Annotated in this window: 15 protein-coding genes; 14 read left to right on the forward strand and 1 reads right to left on the reverse strand. The window is 63.5% G+C overall.

Annotated elements, in window-relative coordinates; translation table 11 throughout:
* Positions 1 to 2: 2 nt before the first annotated feature.
* On the reverse strand, positions 3 to 833 hold the full coding sequence (locus tag NTY77_13925; protein ID MCX5796588.1) for a glycosyltransferase family protein: 831 nt from the start codon (positions 831 to 833) through the stop codon (positions 3 to 5).
* Positions 834 to 1,046: 213 nt separating this feature from the next.
* On the opposite strand from NTY77_13925, the gene NTY77_13930 reads away from it, so the two are divergent.
* The 14 genes from NTY77_13930 (at position 1,047) to NTY77_13995 (ending at position 23,381) form a co-directional block, all read left to right on the forward strand.
* Positions 1,047 to 2,006, forward strand: coding sequence for a hypothetical protein (locus NTY77_13930; GenBank protein ID MCX5796589.1), 960 nt, complete (start codon positions 1,047 to 1,049; stop codon positions 2,004 to 2,006).
* A gap of 17 nt (positions 2,007 to 2,023) precedes the next feature.
* A complete protein-coding gene (locus tag NTY77_13935) occupies positions 2,024 to 2,974 on the forward strand; it encodes a glycosyltransferase family 4 protein (GenBank protein ID MCX5796590.1) in 951 nt (316 codons plus the stop codon).
* A 40-nt stretch (positions 2,975 to 3,014) separates the two neighbouring features.
* The gene (locus tag NTY77_13940) at positions 3,015 to 4,880 is read left to right on the forward strand and encodes a nucleoside-diphosphate sugar epimerase/dehydratase (protein MCX5796591.1); all 1,866 of its coding nucleotides are present in this window, start codon (positions 3,015 to 3,017) and stop codon (positions 4,878 to 4,880) included.
* On the forward strand, positions 4,877 to 6,199 hold the full coding sequence (locus NTY77_13945) for an O-antigen ligase family protein (protein ID MCX5796592.1): 1,323 nt from the start codon (positions 4,877 to 4,879) through the stop codon (positions 6,197 to 6,199). Before NTY77_13940 ends, NTY77_13945 begins: the two co-directional genes overlap by 4 nt.
* Positions 6,196 to 8,466 carry a glycosyltransferase gene (locus NTY77_13950; protein MCX5796593.1) on the forward strand — a complete coding sequence of 757 codons (2,271 nt, stop codon included), beginning with the start codon at positions 6,196 to 6,198 and terminating at the stop codon, positions 8,464 to 8,466. Before NTY77_13945 ends, NTY77_13950 begins: the two co-directional genes overlap by 4 nt.
* A 729-nt stretch (positions 8,467 to 9,195) precedes the next feature.
* Positions 9,196 to 9,633 (forward strand): hypothetical protein, encoded by a 438-nt coding sequence (locus NTY77_13955; protein MCX5796594.1) that lies wholly within the window; start codon positions 9,196 to 9,198, stop codon positions 9,631 to 9,633.
* Between the two features lie 201 nt (positions 9,634 to 9,834).
* On the forward strand, positions 9,835 to 11,304 hold the full coding sequence (locus NTY77_13960) for a sugar transferase (protein MCX5796595.1): 1,470 nt from the start codon (positions 9,835 to 9,837) through the stop codon (positions 11,302 to 11,304).
* Positions 11,301 to 12,437 carry a DegT/DnrJ/EryC1/StrS family aminotransferase gene (locus NTY77_13965; protein ID MCX5796596.1) on the forward strand — a complete coding sequence of 379 codons (1,137 nt, stop codon included), beginning with the start codon at positions 11,301 to 11,303 and terminating at the stop codon, positions 12,435 to 12,437. The genes NTY77_13960 and NTY77_13965 overlap by 4 nt, the downstream gene beginning before the upstream one ends.
* 75 nt (positions 12,438 to 12,512) lie before the next feature.
* Positions 12,513 to 13,619, forward strand: coding sequence for a glycosyltransferase (locus NTY77_13970; GenBank protein MCX5796597.1), 1,107 nt, complete (start codon positions 12,513 to 12,515; stop codon positions 13,617 to 13,619).
* 88 nt (positions 13,620 to 13,707) lie between these two features.
* Complete coding sequence (locus NTY77_13975) at positions 13,708 to 14,226, forward strand: hypothetical protein (GenBank protein MCX5796598.1); 519 nt, start codon at positions 13,708 to 13,710, stop codon at positions 14,224 to 14,226.
* Between the two features lie 39 nt (positions 14,227 to 14,265).
* Positions 14,266 to 15,837 (forward strand): LmeA family phospholipid-binding protein, encoded by a 1,572-nt coding sequence (locus tag NTY77_13980; GenBank protein MCX5796599.1) that lies wholly within the window; start codon positions 14,266 to 14,268, stop codon positions 15,835 to 15,837.
* A gap of 157 nt (positions 15,838 to 15,994) precedes the next feature.
* Complete coding sequence (locus NTY77_13985; protein ID MCX5796600.1) at positions 15,995 to 21,823, forward strand: hypothetical protein; 5,829 nt, start codon at positions 15,995 to 15,997, stop codon at positions 21,821 to 21,823.
* A 128-nt stretch (positions 21,824 to 21,951) separates the two neighbouring features.
* A complete protein-coding gene (locus tag NTY77_13990; protein MCX5796601.1) occupies positions 21,952 to 22,668 on the forward strand; it encodes a ComF family protein in 717 nt (238 codons plus the stop codon).
* Between the two features lie 41 nt (positions 22,669 to 22,709).
* Entirely contained in the window at positions 22,710 to 23,381 is a 672-nt protein-coding gene (locus NTY77_13995; protein ID MCX5796602.1) for a hypothetical protein, read from the forward strand.
* Positions 23,382 to 23,470 lie beyond the last annotated feature (89 nt).

A 23,470-nucleotide genomic window follows, 5' to 3' on the forward strand; every position in this document is an offset into this window, starting at 1 on the left:
CTTTAGGGCCGGTGTCGCTTCAGGAGCCGAGCCGCCTCGGGGAAACCATACAGCTTAAGGAATCTTGCCGCCTCGCGGATTTCATGCCGGACGCTCTTTATGGCAATCTTTTGATAAGTCCCGGCGTTTATCGACGAAAGCCATGGATGCATCCCGAAAAGACGGACTATTTCCCGGGCGTCAAAGTATCTGTTTTTCGGATAAAGATAGTCATAGACCGCGCAAAGCAGAAGATAATCCTCCTCCGTATCCAGCGTAATCCTTATTCCCGGCCGGCGGAGCGTCTTGCCGGCCTTGACCACCCCTATTTTGAACCGTTCGGGGTGGCTTTCTTGCATATAGACCGTGACATGCTCTCTTTCACAATCCTTGCGTGCATTTCGGAAAGCGGTTTCCAACGCAACGGACGAACAAACTTCCACGTCCAACCCATGCGCAAAAAACTGATTATAGGTGTAATCGCATGAACCGCGTATGTGCCGACTAATCACCGCGTCGATTATCTGCGGATCGATGCATGGACAATCCGAGGTTATCCGGACTATCACATCGAGCCCGTTTTCTTGGGCGGCCAAATGGTATCTGCTCAGAACGTCATCCCGGCTGCCCCTGAAAAACCGCGCCCCTTCCTTTTGGGCTATCTTCACGATGGGATCATCTTCTTTCCCTTCAGTCGTTGCGATGATAATCGCATCCGCCTTCTTCGACTTCTTTGCCCGGCGAATGACCTGCTCCAATACAGTGATCCCGCTGCCGAACGGAAGGTCTTTGAGGACTTTCCCCGGCAGCCTGGTGGAGGAAGTCCTTGCCTGTATGATAATTCCTGTCTTCATATTGGTTGCTTGGTTGCAAGCCTTAGTATAGCGCTTTCAGTGGCGCCGGCCCTTGTTCGTGAGCACACTCATCCCTGATTCAGGGGCTCAATCCGGCGGCGTTTTTGTATTATAACCTTTGCTAGCCCCCCACAGGGGCTTGGGCAAGATGGTTGCCTGCGATAATTCCCTTCATATGTTTCGCGGGGTCCCGCTTCGTGGTCCTCAGCACACATGAACGAAAATAGCTTTTTCGAGAGAAATACCAAAACCACGATCATCGGGTTTCTGGCTGTAGCAATCATCTGTTCCGTCGTTGCAACGGAGCTGATTTTGAGACGTTTCATGGGCCTTGGCAATCCACCGTTATATGACTCATCGCCATTTTACGGATACAGGCTCTTGCCTAATCAGAAAATCAAGAGGTTCCATGGAGCCGAAATCAAGGTCAACAACCTGGGATTGCGGGCACAAGCCGATTGGCAAGGAGATGTGAAGAACAAAGTCCTATTCTTGGGAGATTCTGTTGCCTATGGCGGGAGCTATATCGACAATTCGGAATTGTTTGCTGTTTTGGCGGTCGGCACAATAGCTGGTCATGTCGGTGGAGATGCGGGCGTCAATGGATGGGGCATTGAGAACATCCATGGCTTGGTGGTTGGAACACATTTCACTCCTGCGAGTACATACGTGACAGTTGTGACTGAGGGCGATTTCTATCGCGGGTTGACGAGGATGAGCGGTTTGCCATTTTTCAACAAGAAACCGACATGCGCGCTAGAAGAAGTAATCCTATTCCTGACGAACGAAATTGATAATAATAGAAGATATGTTGAATGGCAATCCTTCGCAAGCCAGCATGAGCAAGAAGCTGTCGTTGAAAAAGCCGTCATTAAGCTCCAGGAAATGGATGAGTTTTTGAAGAAGAGGAAATCCAAGCATCTGATATTCATTTCCCCGAGTCGAGCCCAGGTGCTGCACGGCGATTCGAAAGAACCTTTGGTAAGACAAATGCTGGAAAAACATGGGATCAAAACGATTTATATATTGGACAAGCTTGCGAAAATGCCTGCTGTCCGACAGGCGGCCATCTTTTATGATTCGATTCATTTGACGAAGGAGGGCCATCGGGTCTGGGCGGATATCATAGGGCTGGAGTTGCGAGAAGTGCTTAACCCCCGGGGTTCTCCTTAGCCCCGATGCCTCCGACCATGACCTCCACCCTGCTTTTCAGTTTCGCGGCAGGCCTGGCTGGAGCGTGGTTCATGGCGCGCTATGGGTTCACACTGCGCTTGGCGGATGCCCCCAATCCGCGGAGCTCACACTCCTCCGCGGTTCCCAAGGGCGGGGGCATCGGCATACTGCTGGCATTCCTTGTCGTCAGTTGGATGGCACACGCCCCCGCGCGTTTCATGATCCCGGCAGCCGCGATCGCCCTGATCGGCCTTATCGGCGATAGGACGCATATCGACCCGAAGGTCCGCCTCGCAGCGCAATTCACTGCCGCGCTCTTCTCGTTGAGCGGCGCAGGGTTGAATCCCCTATCCACAGTTCTTGCGGCAATCTTTGTGGTCGGGACGGCCAACTTTTTCAACTTCATGGACGGCATCAACGGCATCGCCGGGATAACAGGAATAGTGGGGTTCGGCCTGCTCGGGGCCTTTGTCCACCAGCGGGCGCCGGGTGACCCCCTGGCTGGGGTCGCTTTCGGATTGGCCGCCGCTTGCGCCGGATTCCTCCCATTCAACTTCCCCCGCGCCAAGGTATTCATGGGCGACGTCGGCAGCGTCCTGCTCGGGTATGTGTTCGGATATGCCGCCGTACGGTCGAGCGCGAGCCCCGCCGACTTCGCCTGCTTATGCGCCTTTCTGTTCATGTTCTATGCGGATGAGTTGACGACGATGCTGGTCCGTCTGAGGGCAGGAGAGGATCTGTTCGTGGCTCACCGCCGGCATTACTACCAACTCCTGGCCAACGAGCGCGGGATCCCGCACTGGAGGGTCTCGGCAGGATACGGCCTGGTTCAACTCTGTGTGGGCGCCTGCGCCTGGTGGGCGATGCGTCACGGCATCTGGCACCTTCTGGGGTTCCTCTCTGCTGCCTTTGCCGTTTTCTGCGGATTCAGTTTCGGCCTTCGGCGACGCCTGCCGACAAAAACCTGAGATAGCCGGCCGGCCTCATCCCTTTGATACAATATGCGTCATGCAGAAAAGGCTTGAGCCATACCGGCGCAGAGCCATCGAGCTAGCCGACGCGGCGGCTTTCGCGGCGTCGTACTACCTGGCCTTCCTTCTGCGGTTTGACTTCCAGATGCCCCCCGAGGAATGGCCCGGGTTTCTCCACACGGTATGGCTTGTGGTAGCGCTGCGAATCGCCGCTTTATTGTTTTTCGGCGCATACCAGGGACTCTGGAGATACGCCAGCATCGCCGACCTCACCACGCTGCTGAAAGCGGTAGGGGCCAGCCAGATCGTCATCATGGCTGCGGTGCTCTTGCTGCAGCACGCGCATTTCCCGCGCTCGGTCCTCTTCATAGACCCCCTCCTCGCGCTCATCCTGGTCGGTCTCATCAGGTTCGGCATCCGAGTCACCCGCGAGTGGCGCTACCAAGGCGACACGGCGGAGTTGCCGCGCATGCTCATATTCGGGGCCGGCGACCTCGGAGAGAGCATCGTGCGCGGCATCCAGCGGAACAGACGAAGGACTCACCACCTCGTCGGTTTCATAGACGATGACAGCGCCAAATGGCATCACCGCATTCATGGCGTGAACATACTCGGCGGCCGGCACGACCTGCCGCGCGTCATCGAGAAGCACCGGGTGGACGAGGTCGTTGTGGCCGTGAACCACTCGCGCGGCCAGCTCATCAAGGAACTCATGGAGATATGCAAAGACCATGGGAGCCGGAAGGTGCAGTTCAAGACAGTCCCCACCATCGAAGAGACCCTGCGGTCCGATTCGGCGCGCCATCGCGGCATCCGCAAGATAGAACTTTCGGACCTGCTGCAACGCAAGTCGGTGCACACGGACCTGAACGCGGTCGGAAGGATACTGAAGGGAAAGACCGTGCTGGTGACAGGCGCGGGCGGGACCATCGGCGCGGAACTCTCCCGCCAGATACTGCATTTTAGGCCGGCGAAGCTGCTGCTTCTGGAGAATCACAACACCGCCCTGTTCTACATCGACCGCGAGCTCGCGGCCGTGAACTCTTCGACCGTGCGCCTGCCCATCGTAGGCGACGTGGGCGACGAAGCGTTGTTGGAGAACCTGTTTTCAGCGCACAAACCGCAGGTGGTGTTCCATGCCGCGGCACATAAACACGTGCCGCTCATGGAATCGAACCCCCAAGAAGCCGTAAAAAACAACACTCTCAATACACACCTGCTGGCCGATAAAGCGGTCAAGCACGGTGTGGAGCGCTTTCTGTACGTCTCCACGGACAAGGCGGTAAGACCGGCCAACGTGATGGGCGTTTCCAAGCGCCTGGGCGAGATGGTCATCCGCGCTTTCGCGGGAAGCCCCGCCACCAAATTCATGTCAGTGCGCTTCGGCAACGTGCTGGGCAGTTCCGGCAGCGCCATCAATATCTTCAAGGAACAGATCGAGCATGGCGGCCCAGTGACCGTCACGCACCCGGAAGTGACGCGGTACTTCATGACCACCGAGGAAGCGGTCCAGCTCATCTTGCAGGCCTGCGCCTTGGGCGGCGGTGGTGAGATATTCGTGCTGAACATGGGCGAACCCGTGAAGGTCGTGGAGGTCGCGCGCAACCTCATCCTCCTCTCAGGTCTAGAACCGGACCGCGACATCAAGATTGTGTTCACCGGCCTGCGCCCGGGGGAGAAACTCTACGAGGAACTCTTCCGCGACGGCGACATCCGCAGGGACACCGGCCATCCCGACATCTTCGCCGCCCTCCCCGAGGAAGCGGACCTGGCGATCATACGCGGGAAAATCAAGGAACTCGGAGAACTCTGCTGCCGGCCCGACACGGCTCCGCTTTTGGAGGCACTAAAACAGTTCGTGCCCTCTTACAAATCCGCCCCAGTTTCGCGTAGCGCGAAATGACCGGGCTGAAAAAGCTCATGCCTGCGTGCTCTCCTTTTTCCCTGTTCGTCGTCATGGTGGTATGGGGCTTGAATCTCGGTTACCCCATGCACCACCTACAGGGTGTGCGCTGGACATTGTTCGGTTATTTTCTGCCCGCTTACTACATCCTCACCGTGCTGCCGATGGCGGGAGCCGCGGCATTGGCGCTGGCATTCAAGCGTCAGTGGACCAAATGGGAGTTGTTTTGGTGGCTATTGCCCTTGGTTTGCTTGCCCGGGATTCTGCGCAGCGGCGATCCCTTGTGGTCCACTCGCCAATGCTTCAGCTGGATAGTGCGCGGGCTCATACCCGGCGGCGTGATATTCGCAGTCGCGTATCGAAGAAGAGCGGATCGCCTGCTTCTGTATTGGATCTACCCTGTGATCATCGCCGCCTCTTTGCTGGGATTGTCAGAAATTTTTTTGGACTACAACCCGCTCGGGACGGATGCCACCGTCCCTATAACTCAAACAGCTCAGCCTGACAACCCCTTTTATCGGCCTGATGAAGCACTTCGCGTGTCTCGCAGCCCCCTTGGCACCCAAGGCAACAGGATCCCCTATGCTTCCACTCTCGTCGCCTTCTTGCCGCTAGGACTCTGGCTTTTGAGATATAAGAGGCATTTCTTCTGGGCGCACCTCTGCGCCATAGCCCTGCTATCGTCCATCCTGCTCTTGGCCCAAGTGCGCTCGGCTTGGGTGGGAATGCTGGCGGCCATGATATTGATGCATGCCTTGGGCTTGACTCGAAATCCGAGGGGAACTATCAAGATCATGGCCGGCATATTGCTATGTCTGGGCATTCTTATGGCTTGGCCAAGGACTCAGCATCTGCTTTTGGTTAGGCTCCAGTCCTTTCAACTCTCGGAAGAAAGCATACGGCAGCGTCTCGCGGTCCTCCAGACGGCCAAGGTCTTGCAGGATCGTTGGCTGCTGGGCGTAGGATTCGGACAGTTCCCCACGGCATGCAAACCTTATTTCCACAGCACGCTGCCTTGGAGGGGAACCCCTGACAACCAATATCTGCGATGGGCCATTGAAAATGGGATATTGAGCTTCGGGCTGCTGTTGGCTTTCTTTGCCGGATTGGTCCGCGCCGGATGGCAGAAGATCAAGTTGATGGATGATCCCCAAGAGGCGGATTTCTATAAATCTTTATTGGTCGGCTGGGCGAGCATCGCCGTCACATTCTTGTTCTTCGACGGATTCTACTGGGGCGCGTGCAACATGACCTTCTGGTGCTTCCTCGGCCTGTTCGCAACCTGCCTGAAGCCCCCGGCTGAAGGTGTCCCCGCTTGATTCCGAAGAAGATCGCCTTCGTCCATGACTGGCTGACCGGGATGCGCGGCGGCGAGAAGGTGCTGGAGGCCGCCTGCGAGCTGTTCCCGGACGCCGAGATCTACACCTTGATCCACCGGCCGGACCGGATCTCCGGGCTCATCAATTCCAAAGGCGTCCACGTCTCCTGGCTGAACTCCTTGCCGGGCGTGCATCGCTATTACCGCTACCTCCTGCCCTTGATGCCTTCGGCCATCCGAGGCTTCGACCTGGGCGATTGCGACCTGGTCTTGTCCTTCAACCATTGCGTGGCCAAGGGCGTGCCCATGACCCGGCGCCCCGGGAAGAGGCGGCCGCTGCATATCTGCTATTGCCACACGCCGATGCGCTACGTCTATGACGAATTCCACGCCTATTTCGCGGACGGCTCCCGGGCCTGGCTGAAGAGGGGCGCCGGCTGGCTGAGGCCGCATCTCATGCGCTGGGACAAGAAGACCAGCCGCGGCGTCGATCTCTTCATCGCCAACAGCGAGAACGTCCGCCAGCGCATCCAGAAGGCCTACACCCGGGATTCCGCCGTCATCCATCCGCCCGTGGACACCGGCTTCTTCACCCCCTCACCTCCGGGCGGCGGCGCGGGTCCGCGGCCCTACTACCTGAGCGCGGGCGCCTTGGTGCCCTACAAACGCGTGGACCTGGCCATTGCCGCTTGCCGAAGGCTGAACGCTCCGCTCAAGATCGTCGGGGTCGGGACCGAGGAGCAGCGGCTAAGACGACTGGCCGCGGGGGCGCCGGTGGAGTTCCTGGGGTGGCAAAGCGGCGAGGCCTTGCGGGAGCTCTACCGGGATTGCGAGGCCCTGCTTTTCCCGCAGAATGAGGATTTCGGCATCACCCCGGTGGAAGCCATGGCCTGCGGCAGGCCCGTGATCGCCTACAAGAAAGGCGGCGCTTTGGAGACCGTGATAGAAGGCGTGACCGGGACTCTTTTCGACGCGCAGACTCCCAAGGCCCTGGCCGACGCCATGCAGCGCGCGCGACAGACGCGCTTTGAACCAGCCGCCATACGCTCCCATGCCCTCCAGTTCGACGTCAGGCATTTCAAATCCCGTCTTGCCGGATTCGTGGAGCAAGCCTGGGAGAAACACGCTCAGGACCAGGCGGCGGTTGAGAAAAAGGTCCGGGTGCTGCAAGTCCTCGAATGCGGCGGGCCCGGCGGCACCGGCAACCAGGTCGCCGCCATCTGCAACGGACTGGATGCAGACCGGTTCGAGACGGTCTTGGTCTATTCCGTGCGGCCCGGCAACGAGCCGGAGCAGTACCGCGCCACGGCCGCCGGAGCGCGGTCCGCCTATCATGTGCCGGAGATGGTCCGCGAGATCTCACCCTGGAATGATGCTCGCGCGTTCCTAAGGCTGATACGCATCCTACGCAAGGAACGCCCGGACGTGGTCCATGCCCATTCCTCGAAAGCCGGGGTCCTGGCGCGCTTGGCGGCCTGGCTGTGCCGGGTGCCCAGGATATACTATTCCCCCCACGGCTACTCCTTCCTGCAGACCGACAGGTCGTCTTTGGCCCGCCTCTATTACTGGCTGCTCGAGTTCTTTGTCTCCGCCATCGGCGAGATCGTGGCCGTCTCACCGGGGGAAGCGCAGCTGGCCCGGAAGCTCTCCTGGGGAAAGCCGGTCCACACGGTCTGCGACCCATATCTGGGCCCCGCCGAGCCGCCTGCCCTCCGGGCCCATGAAGGCCTGGTGGTGGGCGCCTGCGGCCGCCTGACCGAGGCCCGCAATCCGGAAGCCTTCATCCGTCTGGCCGCCGAGCTCTGCCGGCGCGGGCCGGCTGTGCGCTGCGTCTGGATCGGCTCGGGGGAGCTGGAGGCGACGGCGCGCGGTCTCGTCCAGGGACTCGGCCTCGCGGCTCGTTTCGAGTTCACCGGCTGGCTCAAGCCCGGGGAGGTGCTGGAACGGCTGCGCGGGCTGGATGTCTTCGTCCACTACTCCCGCTGGGAGGGGCTGCCCAATGCCGTCTTGGAAGCCATGGCGCTGGGCTTGCCGGCCGTGGTCTCGGACGTGCCCGGCAACCGGGACGCGGTCCAGGCGGGAGTGACGGGCTTCTTGGCCAAGGACGAGGCCGGGCTCCGGGACGCGGTGTCCCGGCTCCTCAAGGACCCGCAGTTGCGGCGCTGCCTCGGGCAAGCGGGCCGGGAGCGCATCCGCCGGGAATTCACGCCCGCCAAGGCCATCGCGCTGCTCCAAGGGTTGTACAGGCAGGATCCGACTCCAGGGTGATTGGGAAGCAGCCGTCAACGGCGCTGGAACGACTCGGCGCCTTGAGGCGACGGGCCTCTACGGCAGCACCTGCCGCGGGTTCAGGGAAGTCGGATATAATCTTTTAGCCGCTATTAACTGCCACAAATGCAGTCAACATCGCTTTTCATATACCATGAATGCAAATCTTATTACTTCGTAAAAAGTCCTGACCTCATGGTGCTGGACGCATAAAGCGCCCGCTCGACTCGCAGAGTCGCGGGGAACCGACGGCCGAAGGCCGGCGGCAAGACCATTTCCACGGGTCCTGCCGGCGGTGTGGACATGTACGATTCCGGGACACCGCCAAATTTTAGGCACATGGCATAAAACTGTGAATTCAAACGGCATCCTCGGCTGACTTATCCACCAACTTAGCCCAGGGACGAGTCGGTGGATAAGTCCGGAAATAGGAGCCCGTCGGGACGATGGCCGAGCGCGAGGATCTCAAACGAACGCGCGCCCGCAGGGCGCGCGGAACCGCCCCCGAAGGGGGCGGAGCCGTTGCCATTGTTGCGTAACGGGGCTTTTGCGGGCTTCGTGCCCGCGACTCCGACACGCTACAGCGCGTCGGAGTGCCAGGACGGATCAGCGGCCTTTCACAAAATTCTGTCAGGAGCCAAATTTTATTTGAGCAAAATATGAGCCGCGCATGAGTTCCCCCGGAGGTCCCTGCCTTATACTATTAGTATGAAGACGGGAAGAGGGATTATGAAAAAGGTGAATTTGAAGATCATGCTCGAACTCGCGGCCGCGTTTGTTTTCCTGGGTGTCCCGTCGCAAGCCGGCGAAAACTCAGTCATGACCTCGCAACTGGCGATAGCGGCAAAAGCGGGCGCATTCAGCACGCTGACCCCGGAATCGACTCTCGGCCGGTTCGAAGGCATCGACTCTCCCCAAAAGGGCTGGCTCTCCAAGGCGCCCTCCGCGATCGCCCCGGTGTCTAAAACGCCGGAAGCCCTCCCGGCAGCGGGCGCGAACCTGAAGACCAAGGCCGCGGAGCCCGTGAAGTCGGTGGAGCCGCGCAAGCCGCGGGTCTCCAGGCTGCAGGAGCCGGGCGAAGCGCTGGGCGGCGGAGCGGCGAAGCGGATCCGGGATGAGGCCCGGATGCTGGCGGAACAGGCGACAGAGATCGGAAGCGCGCAGTAAGCCGATGACGGGCATGAGTCTATGAAGCGATTCCAGACCACCTGACAAAGCGCAGCCGCCGCGTCGAAGGCCCAGGGGACATGCCGCCCTGGGTTTTCCCATCCAGACTCATCAAGTCGCCTCTTCAGGGTGGAAATCCCTGGAGCAAGGCCATCGCCCTGCTCCAAGGGTTGTATAAGCAAAATTGATATAATCGCGCGGATGGCGATTCCAGCGCCGCACGCTGTGGCTCCGCCCCCCGATCGCCGGCCGGCAAGCTCGATCCGCTTGCCGCTGTGGCTGCGCCACGGGTCGCGCACGGCCCTCCACCTGGCCCTGGACGCGGCGGCCGTGGCCGCCGCTTACCGCTTGGCGTATCTCTGGCGCTTCCGATCGGAGAGATGGGTCGCAGCTTTCCCCATCCCCGGGCGCGTGCCGGGCTGGGAGCTTTACGGCCAGATGCTCTACGCCGTAGTCCCGTTGTGGCTCATGATCTTCTGGTACTCCGCGCGGCTCTACGACGCCCCCTGGATCAGCGGCGCTGACCGATTCCTCAAGATCGTCAAGGGCTGCCTCCTGGCCACCGTGGCCACCATGGCGGCCACCTACGTCTACTCGCGGCTGGAGTACTCGCGGATGATGCTCGCCATGGTCCTGCCGCTCTCCGCGGGCCTGGTCTGCCTGAGCCAGGCCCTGGTGCTGTGGGTGGACGGCTGGGTCTCCCGGCGCGAGGCCGCTTTGCCCGCGCTCCTGGTGGGGAAGGGGGCCGTGGCGAAGATCGTCAAGGAGCGCATCCGCGACCGCCACCCGGGAGCCGAAATCCTGGAGCTTCCCGAACTGCCCCCAAAAGCCGAGCTGGAACGCCTCCTGGCCGGGCGCCCCTTCTACGAGCTCATCTTGTTCAATTCCTCCTTGGCCCACGGCCGCATCCTCGAGGCGGCCGAGCTCTGCGACGCGCACGGGATCGCCTTCAAGATGCTCCCGGACCTCCTGGAGCTGCGCCTGGGCGAAGTGCAGATGGACCACAGCCTGGGGCTTCCGGCCTACCGCATCCAGCACGCCTCCCTGACCGCGGCCAACTTCGCGGCCAAGCGCGCCTTCGACCTGTTCTTCTGTCTCCTGGTCTTCTTGGTCGCGGGCCTGCCCTGGCTGCTGGCGGCCCTGCTCATCCGCTTGGATTCCAAGGGACCGGCGCTCTACAAGCAGAAGCGCTACGGCTACAAGAGCCGGATCTTCTACGCCTACAAGTTCCGCACCATGGTCCAGGACGCGGAATCAAGGGTCGCCGCGGTCAAGGCCGCCCATGGTCCGCAAGGCGCCTTCTTCAAGGCCAAGGACGACCCGCGCATCACGCTCGTCGGCAAGTGGCTGCGGCGCTTCTCCTTGGACGAGTTCCCGCAGTTCATCAACGTGCTCAAAGGCGAGATGAGCGTGGTCGGCCCCCGGCCTTTGGCCTTGACCACGGGCGAGGTGGAGGCGCTTCAGCGGGACTTCGGCGAGACCGCGAAGAAGCGCATGAACGCCCTGCCCGGCATCACCGGGCTTTGGCAGGTCTCGGGGCGTTCCGACGTGGCCAGCGACCAGCGCTTCGCCCTGGACATGTTCTACATCGAGCATTGGTCTTTGGGCCTGGACCTGGAGATCATCCTCAAGACGATCCCGGCCATGATCATGGCCAAGGGGGCCTATTGAAACAGACGACCACGAATCCGATCCCGCTGTTGAGCCTCAAGGCCCAGCACGAGCGCTTGGCGCCCGAGCTGCGCCAAGCGGTGCTGAAGGTGGTGGACTCCGGGACCTTCATCATGGGTCCGGAGGTCAAGCAGTTCGAGACCGAGTTCGCCGCGGCCCTGGGCGCCCGCCACGCCGTGGGCGTATCCAACGGCACCGACGCCCTGCACGTGGCCCTGGAAGCCGTGGGCGTGGGGCCGGGCGACGAGGTGCTCGTCCCCTCCTTCACCTTCATCGCCACGGCCACCGCGGTCTCGGCCCTGGGCGCCGCTCCCGTCTTCGTGGACATCGACCCGGTCACCATGACCATGAACCCCGCCGCCGCCGCCGCCGCCGCGGGCCCCAAGACCAAGGCCATGATCCCCGTGCACCTCTTCGGCTATCCGGCGGATATGGACGAGCTTTGCGCCCTGGCGGCGGAGAAGGGCCTCAAAGTCGTGGAGGACTGCGCCCAGGCGCACTTGACCACCTACAAGGGGCGCACGGTCGGGACCATCGGGGAGGCGGGGGCCTTCAGCTTCTACCCTTCCAAGAACCTGGGCGCGGCCGGCGACGCCGGCGCGGTGACGGTGGGAGACCCCGACCTGGCCGAAGCCGTGCGCCAGCTGCGCAACTGCGGCCGCGAGACGGGCGGGGCGGCCTACCGCCACGTCCGGGTGGGGCAGAACTGCCGCCTCGACGAGCTGCAGGCCGCGGTCCTGCGCGTGAAGCTCAAGTACCTGGCGGAGTGGACCGCCAAGCGCCGGGCCGTGGCCCTGCGCTACATCCAGAACCTCCAGGGCCTGCCCATCTTCCTGCCCGATCCGGGCCGGACCGGCACCGCGCACACCTTCCACCTCTTCGTGGTGCGCTGCGACCGGCGCGACGAGCTGGCCAAGCACCTGACCGCGCGCGGCATCGGCAACGGCGTCTACTACCCGATCCCGGTCCACCGCCAGCCCGCTTACCAAGAGGTCCTGATCCGTCCCACGGCCCTGCCCCACACCGAGGAGGCCTGCCGCACGGCGCTGGCCCTGCCCATGTATCCGGAGTTGGAGCCGGCGGCCGTGGACGCCGTGTGCCAGGCCGTCAAGGACTTCTTCAAGGGGACCTGAATTCGGGGACACAATACCTAACTCCCGCGGATTCAGCCCGAAAGCCTCGAATTAAGTATTGTGTCCCCAAACTCGATGCCTAGGATACTCTTCGTCTCGACTTCGACCACCATAGGCGGGGCCGAGAAGACCCTGTTCACCTTGGCCACCCGGCTCGACGCCGAGCGGTTCCAGGTGGCCGGCGTGGTCGGCCTCAAGGCTCCCGGCCATTACGCCCAACGCCTGGCGGCGCAGGGGGTCGCGACCCGCAGCCTGGGCCTGGTCGGCTGGCCCTCGCTGCGCGACGCCGACGCCCTGGCGCGGATCATCCGGGAGACCCGGCCCGACCTGGTGCAGGCCATCATGTACCAGGCCATCCAGCTCTGCCGCTTCGTCAAGCGGCGCGCCAAGGCGCCCTTCAAGCTGGTGAGCTCCCCGAGGGTCAACTACCGCACCCGGTCCTCCTGGTCTTTGCTCGTGGACCGCTGGCTCCGGGGCGCCGACGACCTGCTCATCGCCGAGTCCGAGGCTTCCCGCGATTTCCTCACCCGCAGGCTGGGCTACGCCGCGGACCGGGTCAAGACCGTGCACAACGGAGTCGAGCTCCCCGAGGCCCCGTCCGAGGCCGAGCGCAAGCGCGCCCGCCTGCAGCTGGGCCTGCGCGAGGACGAGACGCTCCTGCTGGCCATGGGCCGGCTCGACGATCAGAAAGGCCACGGCGTGCTCATCGACGCCGTGGCCGGGCTCAAGGACTCCCGCAAGCCGCGCTGCGCCATCATCGGCGACGGCCCGCTGCGCGACAGGCTGCTGGCCCAGGTCGAGCGCCTGGGCCTGCACCGGCTCGTGCAGCTGCCCGGCGAACGCGGCGACGTCCGCTCCTGGCTCTGCGCCAGCGACATCTTCGTGCTGCCCTCGCTTTGGGAGGGGCTGCCCAACGCCCTGCTGGAGGCCATGGCCCTGGGCCTGCCGGTGGCGGCTTCCCGCGTGGACGGGGTCCCCGAGGCGGTCACTGACGGGCAGGACGGGCTGCTGGTGGCGCCCGGCGACCCTAGGGCCTTGGCCAAGGCCCTGGTCTCGCTCATGGACGACCCGGGACTGCGCCGCCGCTTGGGCCAGGCCGCGCGGACCCGCGTGGCCGAAAGCTTCACCCTGCCCGCCATGCTCGCCGGCTATGAGGCCGCATACCGGGATGTCCTGACCTAGGATCCGCCTCGGAATCCCCCCCTAAGCACGGCGAATAGGAGTCACTCGCTTCGTTCCCAGAAGCCCAAAAAATATATACTGACGACCTATGGTCGAGGTGCGGCCCAAGGCGCGTGTGCTGGCGCTGAGCTTGGCGGGCTTGGCGGTCTTCCTGGCGTGGGAGGCCTTGGCCTTGCGCTCCTATGTGCGCGTGGAGAGCCGGCCGCCGGCCTGGGACCAGGCGATCCATCTCGAGATCGCCCTGGACTATCGCAATGCCATCCGGGCGGGCAATTGGTCCGAGGTCATCCACCTGGCCCCCAAGCCCGGGATGCCGCCTTTCCCGCCGCTCTATCAGCTCCTGCTCAAGACCGCTTACGTCAGCTCCGACCCGGCCAATGCGTCCCTGTGGCTGAATTGGTTCTATCTCGCCATCCTTTGTGTCGCGCTGTTCGGGCTGGCTTGGCGGTTCCGCCCCGACGAGACGGCTCTGCTTTGCGTGGTGATCTTCGCCGGCTCGCCGGCGGTGCAGGACCTTCTGCATACCCAGCTCGTGGACCTGTCGCTGGTGGCCTGGGCCGCGGCGGCCTACTGGGCCTTCATGCGCAGCGAGGATTTCCAGCGCTGAGGCGGGTCCCTCGCCTTCGGGGCCCTCTTCGCCCTGGGCATGATGCACAAGTGGAGCTTCTTCAGCTATTTCCTGCCGATCTACTACCTCGCCCTCAAGGCTCTGGCCCGGCCGGAGAGCCGCCGCCAGGTCCTGGCCGCCGCCGGGGTCTCCTTGGCGATCTTCATGCCCTGGTATGCGGTCCATCTACCCATCATAATCCCGCGGCTGTTCCAGGCTTCGGCTGATTTCGCGGTCCCATTCTGGCGCGGGACCGCGGTGCTCAACTATCTTGGGCAGATGGCGGACGGCTTGGGGCCGCTGTTCCTCGTCCTCTCCTTGGTCGGGATCTGCGTCCCTCAGAAACGGCGGGACTGGGACCGCCGCTGGGTGCTGGCGGCCTGGTTCATATCGTCGTATGTATTCTGGACGATCGTGCCGAACCGGCAGCTGCGCTACCTGCTGCCCGGTCTGCCGGCCTTGGCCGTGGCGGGCATCGGCGCCTGGCCGTGGCCCAGGGCCGTGGTGTGGGGCCTGGCCGCGGTGCAGTTCTTCACCATGCTCAACTTCACTTCCGGCTGGCTGCGGCCGATCTCCATCCCCGTGCCCATGCGCAGCGTGACGCTGTTCCCCAGCCAGCCCCCGTCGCGAGACGACTGGAAGATCGGGGAGATCCTTTCGGAAGCCGAGGCGCGCGCCGACCCGAGCCGGCCCATCGCCGATGTCACCTTGGTCGCCAACGACACCTTCTTCAATTGCGTGAACTTCAACTGGCTGACCAAGCTCCGCGAGCTTGCGCACGTGCAGATCCGCGGGGTCAACAGCCGGCTGTGCGAATTCTCCCAGTTCCTGGTGCTCAAAGACGGCTACCTGGGGCCCCCGAGCGTCATCGGCCCTCTGCCGAAAGCGTCCGAGACCGTCAAGGACCCCCAGGGCTGGTTCGGGCGGTTCTATGAGCCGGTCCGCCGCTGGCCGCTGCCCGACGGATCGACGGCGGTGCTCTACGAGCAGAGGCACCTGGCGCGGCCGCCCTTCCCGGGCCGGAGGTTCGTATCCCGGCACTACGCCGACGGGGCGTTCGCGGCCGAGGACCTGGTCGTCGAGCTCGGGGCTTGGGACGCGCAGCGCGGCGTCTACCGGCGGGCCAAGGTCTCGGCCCGCGAGGTGCACTTGCGCGGCCTGCGCCTCAACGACCTGCGCTTGGAGATGGAAGGACTGCTTTTCGTGCCCGTCTCCACAGGCAGCCTGAACGCTTTGGGGGAGCTGCGCTTCCTCAAGATGGACACCTTGCGCATCGAGAAGCTCCGAGTCGATGGCGCCGCGCTGCGGGCTTTCCTGGAGAACCGCGTCCCGGGCCTGCGCATCTCGGAGTTGGACCTGGATAAGACCCTGAAGCTGCGCGGGGCTTTCCGGGGCTTCCCGCTCTCCGCGGAAATCGCCGCGGAGATCCTCGGCTCGTCCGCCATCCAGATCGGCCTTCGGGAGGTCCGGCTCGGAGCCGCGCCGGTGCCCGGATTCCTGCTGCGGCCTTTGCGCAGCTTCACGCAGCCTTTTGTGCCCACCCGGGATATGCCTTTCTCCATCCGGGTCGCGGGGCTCACCGTCGCAGGCGGCTGGTTGTCGGTCCCCTGACAGCTTCCCTTCAGGTCACTGCGGCCGTCTATCGGCGCGGCCGTCGCTCTCGGCTCCTTATTCTCGATAGTGTTTTATCCCCCGCGAAAATGTCTTGACACTGTAACACGTCACAGATATACTCAGAACGCTCGAACGCAAGATTGGCCGATTCCGCGTGCCGCGTTCGGGCATCCACGCGCATGCCGAGGCGCGGGACCGGGACGACATCTTCTTGCGACTGCGACGACTGCGCCTCCTGGCCTTATGCGTATTGTTATTATCGCTCGCGCCGGCGCGCGATGCGGCATACGGCCAATTCTCCGCCCCCTGGGACCCGGATTTCTCCCAGCAGGCCAAGCCCTCGGCGCCTCCTCCGGAGGAAGCGGCTGAGGGCCGTCCGGCCTCTGCGGCGCCCGCGGCACCCGAGGCCGAAGCGGCCCCGGTCGTCGTCATCCCGGGAGCCGGGCCCTTCTTGCTCCTGGACCGGCCGGACCCCAAGCACATCCTGGAGCCGCTGGCGCCAGCGGCGGGCCAGGGCCCGCCGTCTACGGAGGGCGCCGTTGTTCCTCTCCGGCAGGGGACGGCCCATGAATTCCTTGACTTCGTGGATGGCCTCAAGCCCTTCGCCTATCGCCCGGAGCGCCTCACCCAGGCGCGCACCCGCATCGAGCAGGGTCTGGCTCCGAGCGAGCCCTCGCCGTTCCTGGGCTCGGAAGCCGAGGAGCTCGCGATCTCCACCGCGGCGTCGCTCCTGCCGCCCCCTCCGGAGCTGGAGATGCCGGCCCAGCAGATGAGCCTCTCCATCACGGGCCGCAAGATCATCGGGTTCAACTTCTCCGAAAAGCGCTACCTGCATGACCAGAGCCAGACCGGCCGGCCCGCCAGCGCCAGCGTATGGGACATCCAGCAGCAGATGCAGCTGCGCATGCAGGGCAAGGTGGGGCCCAAGATCACCGTGAACGTGGACTACGACGACACCAAGACCAACCAGCAGGACATCTCCATCGTCTATCAGGGCGACCCCAACGAGGTGGTCCAGAACGTCTCCTTCGGCGACATCGACCTCTCCTTGCCCCCCACGGAATTCGTCTCCTACAACAAGCAGCTCTTCGGCATCCGGGCGGATATCAAGTTCAAGGGCCTCAAAGCCTCCTTCATCGCCAGCCGCACCAAGGGCACCAGCAAATTCAGGGAGTTCATCGGCAACACCCAGTTCGTGGCCATCGACCTGCTCGACACCTCCTACGTCCGGCGCCAGTTCTACGACATCGGCTTCGGAAGCATCTCCATCCTCGGCATCGGCACCTCCCGCAATCGGCTGCCCATCCGGACCGGGACCGAGCAGGTCTGGCTCAGCCAGATGAACGCCGGCACGCCCAACGTCAACCAGTCCTCCTTCACGGCCCACGACCTGGCCTACCCGAACCAATCCACCGGGGCGGTGACCTCGGACAAGTGGACGCGCCTTTCCCCCGGGGCGGATTACACCATAGACTATGTCAACGGCATCATATCCTTCCGCAACGCGATGCAGGCCGAGTGGGCGATCGCCGTAGACTACATCGACGCGACCGGCCAGGCCCTGTCCAACCAGACCTTGGCGGGGACCGCGGGCGCCGACGGGGCCCTGAAGGTCATCAAGACCCCCTCCGACCTGTTCACCTCGACTTCGACGGAGACGGGCTACAATCGCGAGCTCAAGACGGTCTACAACCTCGGCCAGCCCCAGATCGTGCGCGACGACGGCCACGGCAACTTCGTCCTCCAGGTCCTCAACCAGCAGCGCGTGGAGGTGGGCTCCGGGCTCAACCCGATCCAGAAGTACCCGGACACCATCAACGTGGATTTCGAATTGGGCAACTTCCGGCTGACCAAGCCCTTCGCGGTCGTGGGCGACTCCTCCACGGCGGACCCGAACATCTATTCCCCCACCCCCATCTCCCAGCGCCTCATCCACGTGGAGTACCATTACCGCCTGCGCACCTTCCAGCTCGAACCCTCCATCGTGGCGCAGAGCGAGACGATCACGGTCGACGGCGTCAAGCTCAACCGCAACGTGGACTACTTCATCGACTACGATTCGGGCTTCGTCACCTTCTTCAACCCGGACCGCATCGGCCCCAACTCCCGGGTCGACCTCAGCTACGAGGTTTCCCCCCTGGGCGGCATCTCCAACACGTCGCTGCTGGGAGGGCGCGTCTCCTACGACTTCACCAAGAACATCTCTTTGGGCTCGACCTTGCTCTACCAGGCCGGGGCCAAGTCCCAGACCGTGCCCAACATCACCGAGCTGGCCAGCAGCCTGCTGGTCTACGACTTCGACCTCAAGCTCAAGGACATCCGCCTGCTGCCCAAATTGAAGGCCAGTTTCGCCGGGGAGTACTCCCAGAGCCGCCAGAACCCCAACCTCAACGGCAACGCCCTCATCGACAACATGGAGGGCATCAAGCAGGAGGACATGCCCCCCCTCATCGCCACGTCCTGGCAGATCGCCTCCAACCCGAACTATTCGGGCTCCGTGCCCCCCGACCCCGGGAGCAACGGCTCGGCCACCGGAGGCCCCTTCAACTGGAGTTGGGCCAGCGAGGGCGTCAAGCTCCTGGAGATCAACAAGCACGCCCAGGCCGGCGCCGACGACATCCAGCAGGTCCTGGACGTCAAATACGACTTCTCCCACGCGGGTTCCACCCAAGAGATATCGATCGTCTACCCCTTCTCGGTCTCGGGCCTGGACTTCTCGCAGAAGACCGTCCTGGAGGTGGTCATGCTGGGAGACAACTCCAACAATCTCCTCAACTTCCGGCTCGGCGGCGTGGACGAGAACGCGGACGGCTCCGGGAAGCTCAACACGGGAAACATCCAGGACAGCCGCACCGAGGACGTCAACGGCAACGGCGTGCTCGACGCGGATGAGGATGTCGGCTGGTGCTACCAGCGTCCCGCGCAGGGCTTGTTCGCTGGAGACCCCGCATGCTCGCGCTACGGCGCCAAGAACGGCATCGTCGACGCCGCCGACCTCAACAAGAACGGCCGGCTCGACTCCGACGACGGCAACGGCGGGGACTTCGGCTACATGTGCGCGGTCGGCCAGCCCGGCGGGGTGGGCTGCGCGCAATCCGGCAATAACGGCCAGCTCTTCAGCCTCGATTCGGGCACCCACACCAAGATCGACTTCGGCAGCCCGTATTCGGGCAACGCCAACGGCTGGCAGACCTTCCAGATCCCGCTCAACATCTCCACGGCGAACCTGACCTCCTGGCAGGTCATCAAGGACCTCCGGATCTCCGTGCGCCGGGCCCCGGGCGGCGCCGCGACCGGCATGCTCAAGTTCGCCCACATCGGCGTCGTGGGCACCACCTGGCAGAAGGGCCTGGCCGGAGATCCGTCCACGGCCCAGTCCCGGAACCAATCCGAGGACCTGGTGGTCGTGCCGGTCAACTCCGTGGACAATCCGAACTACGCGCCCATCTTCAACGCGGGCGGCGACGCAGCCGCGGTCTACAACGACCTTTACGGCAGCGTCGCCGACCAGCAGAGGCAGCAGGGGACCAACAATCTCTCGGAGCAATCCCTCCAGATGGACTTCGCGAACATGACCTTGAGCGCCGTGACGGGCTCGACGACCACGGTCTTCACCAAGCGCATCTTCACGCGCGCCGTGGACATCAGCCAGCACAAGCAGTTCGTCTTCCTGCTCTACGGCAATGTGAACTGTGACACCGATCAGTCCTTCTGCGACCCCGGGCTGAACACGCAGAACCCGGACCACCAGTTCTTCCTGCGCGTGGGCAACGACACCAACTTCTGGGAGGCCCGGGTGCCGCTCAGTTTCAAAGGCTGGAAGAAGATCACAATCAACCAGCTGAGCTCCGCCAACAACGGGGTGCAGGATATCTGGAAGTCGGGGACCGACGGCGTGGTCATCGTGAGCTCCGGGGCTCCCAGCCTCCAGCAGGTGGCCCAGCTCGTGGCCGGGGTCCGAAAGCTCGCCGACGGAGTCGGCACCGGCCTGCCCACCAAGGGGCGGGTCTGGGTCGATGAGATATACCTGGCCAACGCGGTCGTGCGCGTGGGCGACGCGCATTCCATATCCGCGGACTTCGACTGGACCAACTGGGCCACCTTCGGCTTCAAAGACCGCTACATGGACCGCAACTTCCAGACCCCGACCGCGGTGGTGGCCAACCAGGACAACCGCCTGGACTCCGCCTATGTCAACCTCAAGCGCATCTCCTTCTTCCCCATGAGCTTCAACCTCACCCGCACCATCACGGTGACCCCCAACACCGCCCTGACCGGGAATCTCTCCAACCTGGTCAACAACCTCCAGAACGGCCAAGTCACGACCTGGAACGGCACGGCGCAGGGCAATTTCGCCCGGGGCGCCTGGCCGCGCCTGAGCCTGTCCTACAAGCGCAACCGCACGGAGTACGAGTCCCTGACCCGCATCGACGACAGCATCGACTACTCCGGGGCGATGCAGTACGGGGTGCCCGTGAACTCGCGCTTCCTGCCCAAGACCGTGGACCTCAACTACGGCCACAGGACCGATCTGACCGATTACTCCTCGCTGGCGATCCGCCAGATCGTCGGCAACCCCAACACGCGCGACATCAGCCAGACCTACGGGGCGCGCCTGACCTTCATCCCCTGGACGGGTTCCTCGCTGAACCCGAGCTACACGCTCACCAAGGTCACGGAACACCGCTCCGACCTCGACAGCGACGGCGTCACCGAGCACAACCGGCAGTTCCCGAAGTCCATGAACCAAAGCGCGGGCGTCGCCTCCAATTTCAGATTCCTGTCCTGGTTCAACCCCCAGGTCAACTACCAGGCCGACATCATCGAGAACACCATCCTCAACATTTCGACCGTCATCACCAACACGACCTACTTCTTCGACATCGGGGACATCAAGACGGTCAACCGCTCCGCCAACGGCTCGGTGAGCCTGCCCATCAACGTCGCCGACATCGTCCCGAAGATCCGGCTCCTGCGCTCCGTCAACATCGTCAACGGCTACCAGCTCCAGGACGGCGACGTCTGGAACAACGTGGAGAGCGGCTATCAATCCAACCTGAACCTCTGGGTGCGCACCCCGCTCAAGGTCCATAACCCGGCGGCCCAGCTGGCCAACCGCACCCTGCGCGACACCTTCAACTCCACCCAGCGCTGGTCGCCGCTCTCCGCCTACGACCTGACCGGCCGCTGGGCGCCGCTCAAGACCCTGTCGATCTCCAACAATTACGTGCGCAGCATCCAGCGCTCGGAGGTGACCGGGACGCTCTCCAAGACCCTCTCCACGACGTTCCCGGACCTCGTCGCCAGCATCAGCCAGGTGGAGCTCCTGGTGCACAGCGAACGCTGGATGAGCAACACGCAGATCAACTTCCGCTACTCCGCTCACAAGACCGAGAACGTAGGCGCCTCCATCGCCACGGACCAGTCCTTCAGCACGGACCTGCGCTCGGTGATACGCAAGCGCTACGACACCCTGGTCAGCTACAACAGGCGCGACTCCAAGAACCTCGATCTGTTCGTCGACGCCAACACGCAGAAGACCCAGCACCAGGACGCCACGGTCCAAGTCAACTTCAACATACGCAAGGTCTACCTGACCCCGAAGGTGGACTACTCCTTCGACCAGACCACGCTGGGCACCGGGGTCAAGACCCAGGACGTCACGGTCATCACTCCGAGCCTCTTGACGCGCATGGACGTGGCCCTGCCCCGGGGCCTGCTGCTGCCCGGAGCCAAGAAGGCGATCCTGTTCTCCAACCGCATCATCTGGACCACGACGCTCTCGCTGGCGCACCGCCGTTCGCCGGTGGCGCAGACCGACAATTCGGACCTCGCCAGCCTCAACACCAGCGGGGACTACGAGATCGCCAAGAACCTGCGCCTGACCTTGAACGGAGCCTTCTCCCGCCTCTGGCACAAGTACCTCAAGCAGGAGGAGTACATCTCCTACTCGATGGGCACGACCCTGACGTTCCAGTTCTAGCCGCCGCAAAGGCTGGGGAAAGGCTGTGCTGGGGGTCAGGTCTTGACATTTGACAATCTGCAGGGACCTTCCAAGAGTCAAATTTCAAGACCCCTGGAACTTTCCGCCGCCGGTCTCGTATAAGAAGTATGGAGAGGCTGCGGCGGCTCGGCGCCCTGACGGCGCATTGGCTGTCGCCCCAGACCTGCGCGCACTGCCGGGAGGACCTCCCGCCCGAGGAGGGCACGCCTCTCTGTGAACGTTGCCGGAGCAGGCTGAGCCCTTGCCAGCCCCCCTTCTGCCAGCGCTGCGCCGAGCCGATCGCCGGCGGCAAAGCCCTCTGCCGCTCATGTACCGGCCGGCCTTTCGCCTGCCGGCTGGTGCGCGCCGCCTTCCTTTACCGAGGCCCGGTACCGGGCTTGGTGCACGCCTTCAAGTACCGAGGCAGACGGGCAGCGGCCCGCGCCGCGGGCCGCTGGATGGCCTGCCTGCTGCCCAGGTTCCCCGAGCTCTCCGGCCACGACACGGTGGTCCCCGTGCCTCTCCATCCGCGGCGTCTGCAGGAACGCGGCTACAACCAGGCGGGGCTGCTGGCGGAAGAGTTCGCGCGACTGTCGGGGCGGCCGGTGCTGGACCTGCTCGAACGCGCCAGGCCCACGCGCCCCCAATGGGACCTCGACCGACAGTCCCGCCGCCAGAACCTGGCCGGCGCCTTTTGGGCCTCCCCCCAGGCGCGCGAAAAGTCCGTGCTGCTCATAGACGACGTCTGCACTTCCGGAACATCTCTGGAGGAATGCGGCCGAGCCCTGCGCCGGGCCGGAGCGTCGCGGGTCGCGGCCTACGTGTTCGCGCGCCAGACCCTCTGAGGCGCAGGGCGTGGGCGGTTTGAAATTCGTAGAATAGGAGTATGACCGGCTTCGAGATATACCTGCCCTGGGCCATATTCGCCGGAGCCGCCGCTGTCGGCATCGGCGGCCTGGTCTGGAGCCTGCGCCGGGAAAAGCAGCGGTGTCTGGCTTTGACCGCGGCCGCCCAGCGCCTGGGACTGGAATTCCAGGTGACCGCAGCGGGCTTGGCCGCGGACGACTACCGCAGCCTGCACCTGTTCACCCAGGGGAGCTACCGGACCTATCGCAACATCCTCAGCGGCAAGCCCGAGGGCACCCACGGCTTGATCATCTGCGATTACCAATACAAGACCGGGGACGGGAAGAACGCCCAGACCCACCGCCAGACCGTGGCCCTGCTGTCCTATCCGAAGGGCGGCCTGCCCCGCTTCGAGCTCAGGCCGGAGAACGTCTTCCACAAGCTCGGCTCTCTGTTCGGCTATCAGGACATCGACTTCAAGGAAAGCCCGGAATTCTCCAGACGCTACCTGCTGCGAGGCACGGACGAGGCCGCGGTCCGCTCCCTCTTCGGCCTGAACCTGCGCCAGTATTTCGAGAGCCATCCGGACTGGTGCCTCGACGGCCGCGGGGCTTGGCTGGCGGCCTACCGCCATGACCGGCTGGTGGAGCCCGCGGACTTCCCCTCGTTCCTCGACGAGGTGAAGGTCCTGCTGTGGGCGTTGCCCAGATAGGACGCCGGGCTACTTAAGACCTAGAGAATTCCGGGACACAATACTTAGCTCTCTGCCGCGCAGGGGAATTAAGTATTGTGTCCCCGATT

The sequence above is a fragment of the Elusimicrobiota bacterium genome (genome assembly GCA_026388095.1).
GTDB lineage: Bacteria > Elusimicrobiota > Elusimicrobia > UBA1565 > UBA9628 > UBA9628.

Coding starts and splice junctions, on each gene's coding strand:
- NTY77_13925 (MCX5796588.1), bottom strand. CDS start 833: ATGAAGACAGGAATTATCATACAGGCAAGGACTTCCTCCACCAGGCTG.
- NTY77_13930 (MCX5796589.1), top strand. CDS start 1,047: ATGAACGAAAATAGCTTTTTCGAGAGAAATACCAAAACCACGATCATC.
- NTY77_13935 (MCX5796590.1), top strand. CDS start 2,024: ATGACCTCCACCCTGCTTTTCAGTTTCGCGGCAGGCCTGGCTGGAGCG.
- NTY77_13940 (MCX5796591.1), top strand. CDS start 3,015: ATGCAGAAAAGGCTTGAGCCATACCGGCGCAGAGCCATCGAGCTAGCC.
- NTY77_13945 (MCX5796592.1), top strand. CDS start 4,877: ATGACCGGGCTGAAAAAGCTCATGCCTGCGTGCTCTCCTTTTTCCCTG.
- NTY77_13955 (MCX5796594.1), top strand. CDS start 9,196: ATGAAAAAGGTGAATTTGAAGATCATGCTCGAACTCGCGGCCGCGTTT.
- NTY77_13960 (MCX5796595.1), top strand. CDS start 9,835: ATGGCGATTCCAGCGCCGCACGCTGTGGCTCCGCCCCCCGATCGCCGG.
- NTY77_13970 (MCX5796597.1), top strand. CDS start 12,513: ATGCCTAGGATACTCTTCGTCTCGACTTCGACCACCATAGGCGGGGCC.
- NTY77_13975 (MCX5796598.1), top strand. CDS start 13,708: ATGGTCGAGGTGCGGCCCAAGGCGCGTGTGCTGGCGCTGAGCTTGGCG.
- NTY77_13980 (MCX5796599.1), top strand. CDS start 14,266: ATGATGCACAAGTGGAGCTTCTTCAGCTATTTCCTGCCGATCTACTAC.
- NTY77_13990 (MCX5796601.1), top strand. CDS start 21,952: ATGGAGAGGCTGCGGCGGCTCGGCGCCCTGACGGCGCATTGGCTGTCG.
- NTY77_13995 (MCX5796602.1), top strand. CDS start 22,710: ATGACCGGCTTCGAGATATACCTGCCCTGGGCCATATTCGCCGGAGCC.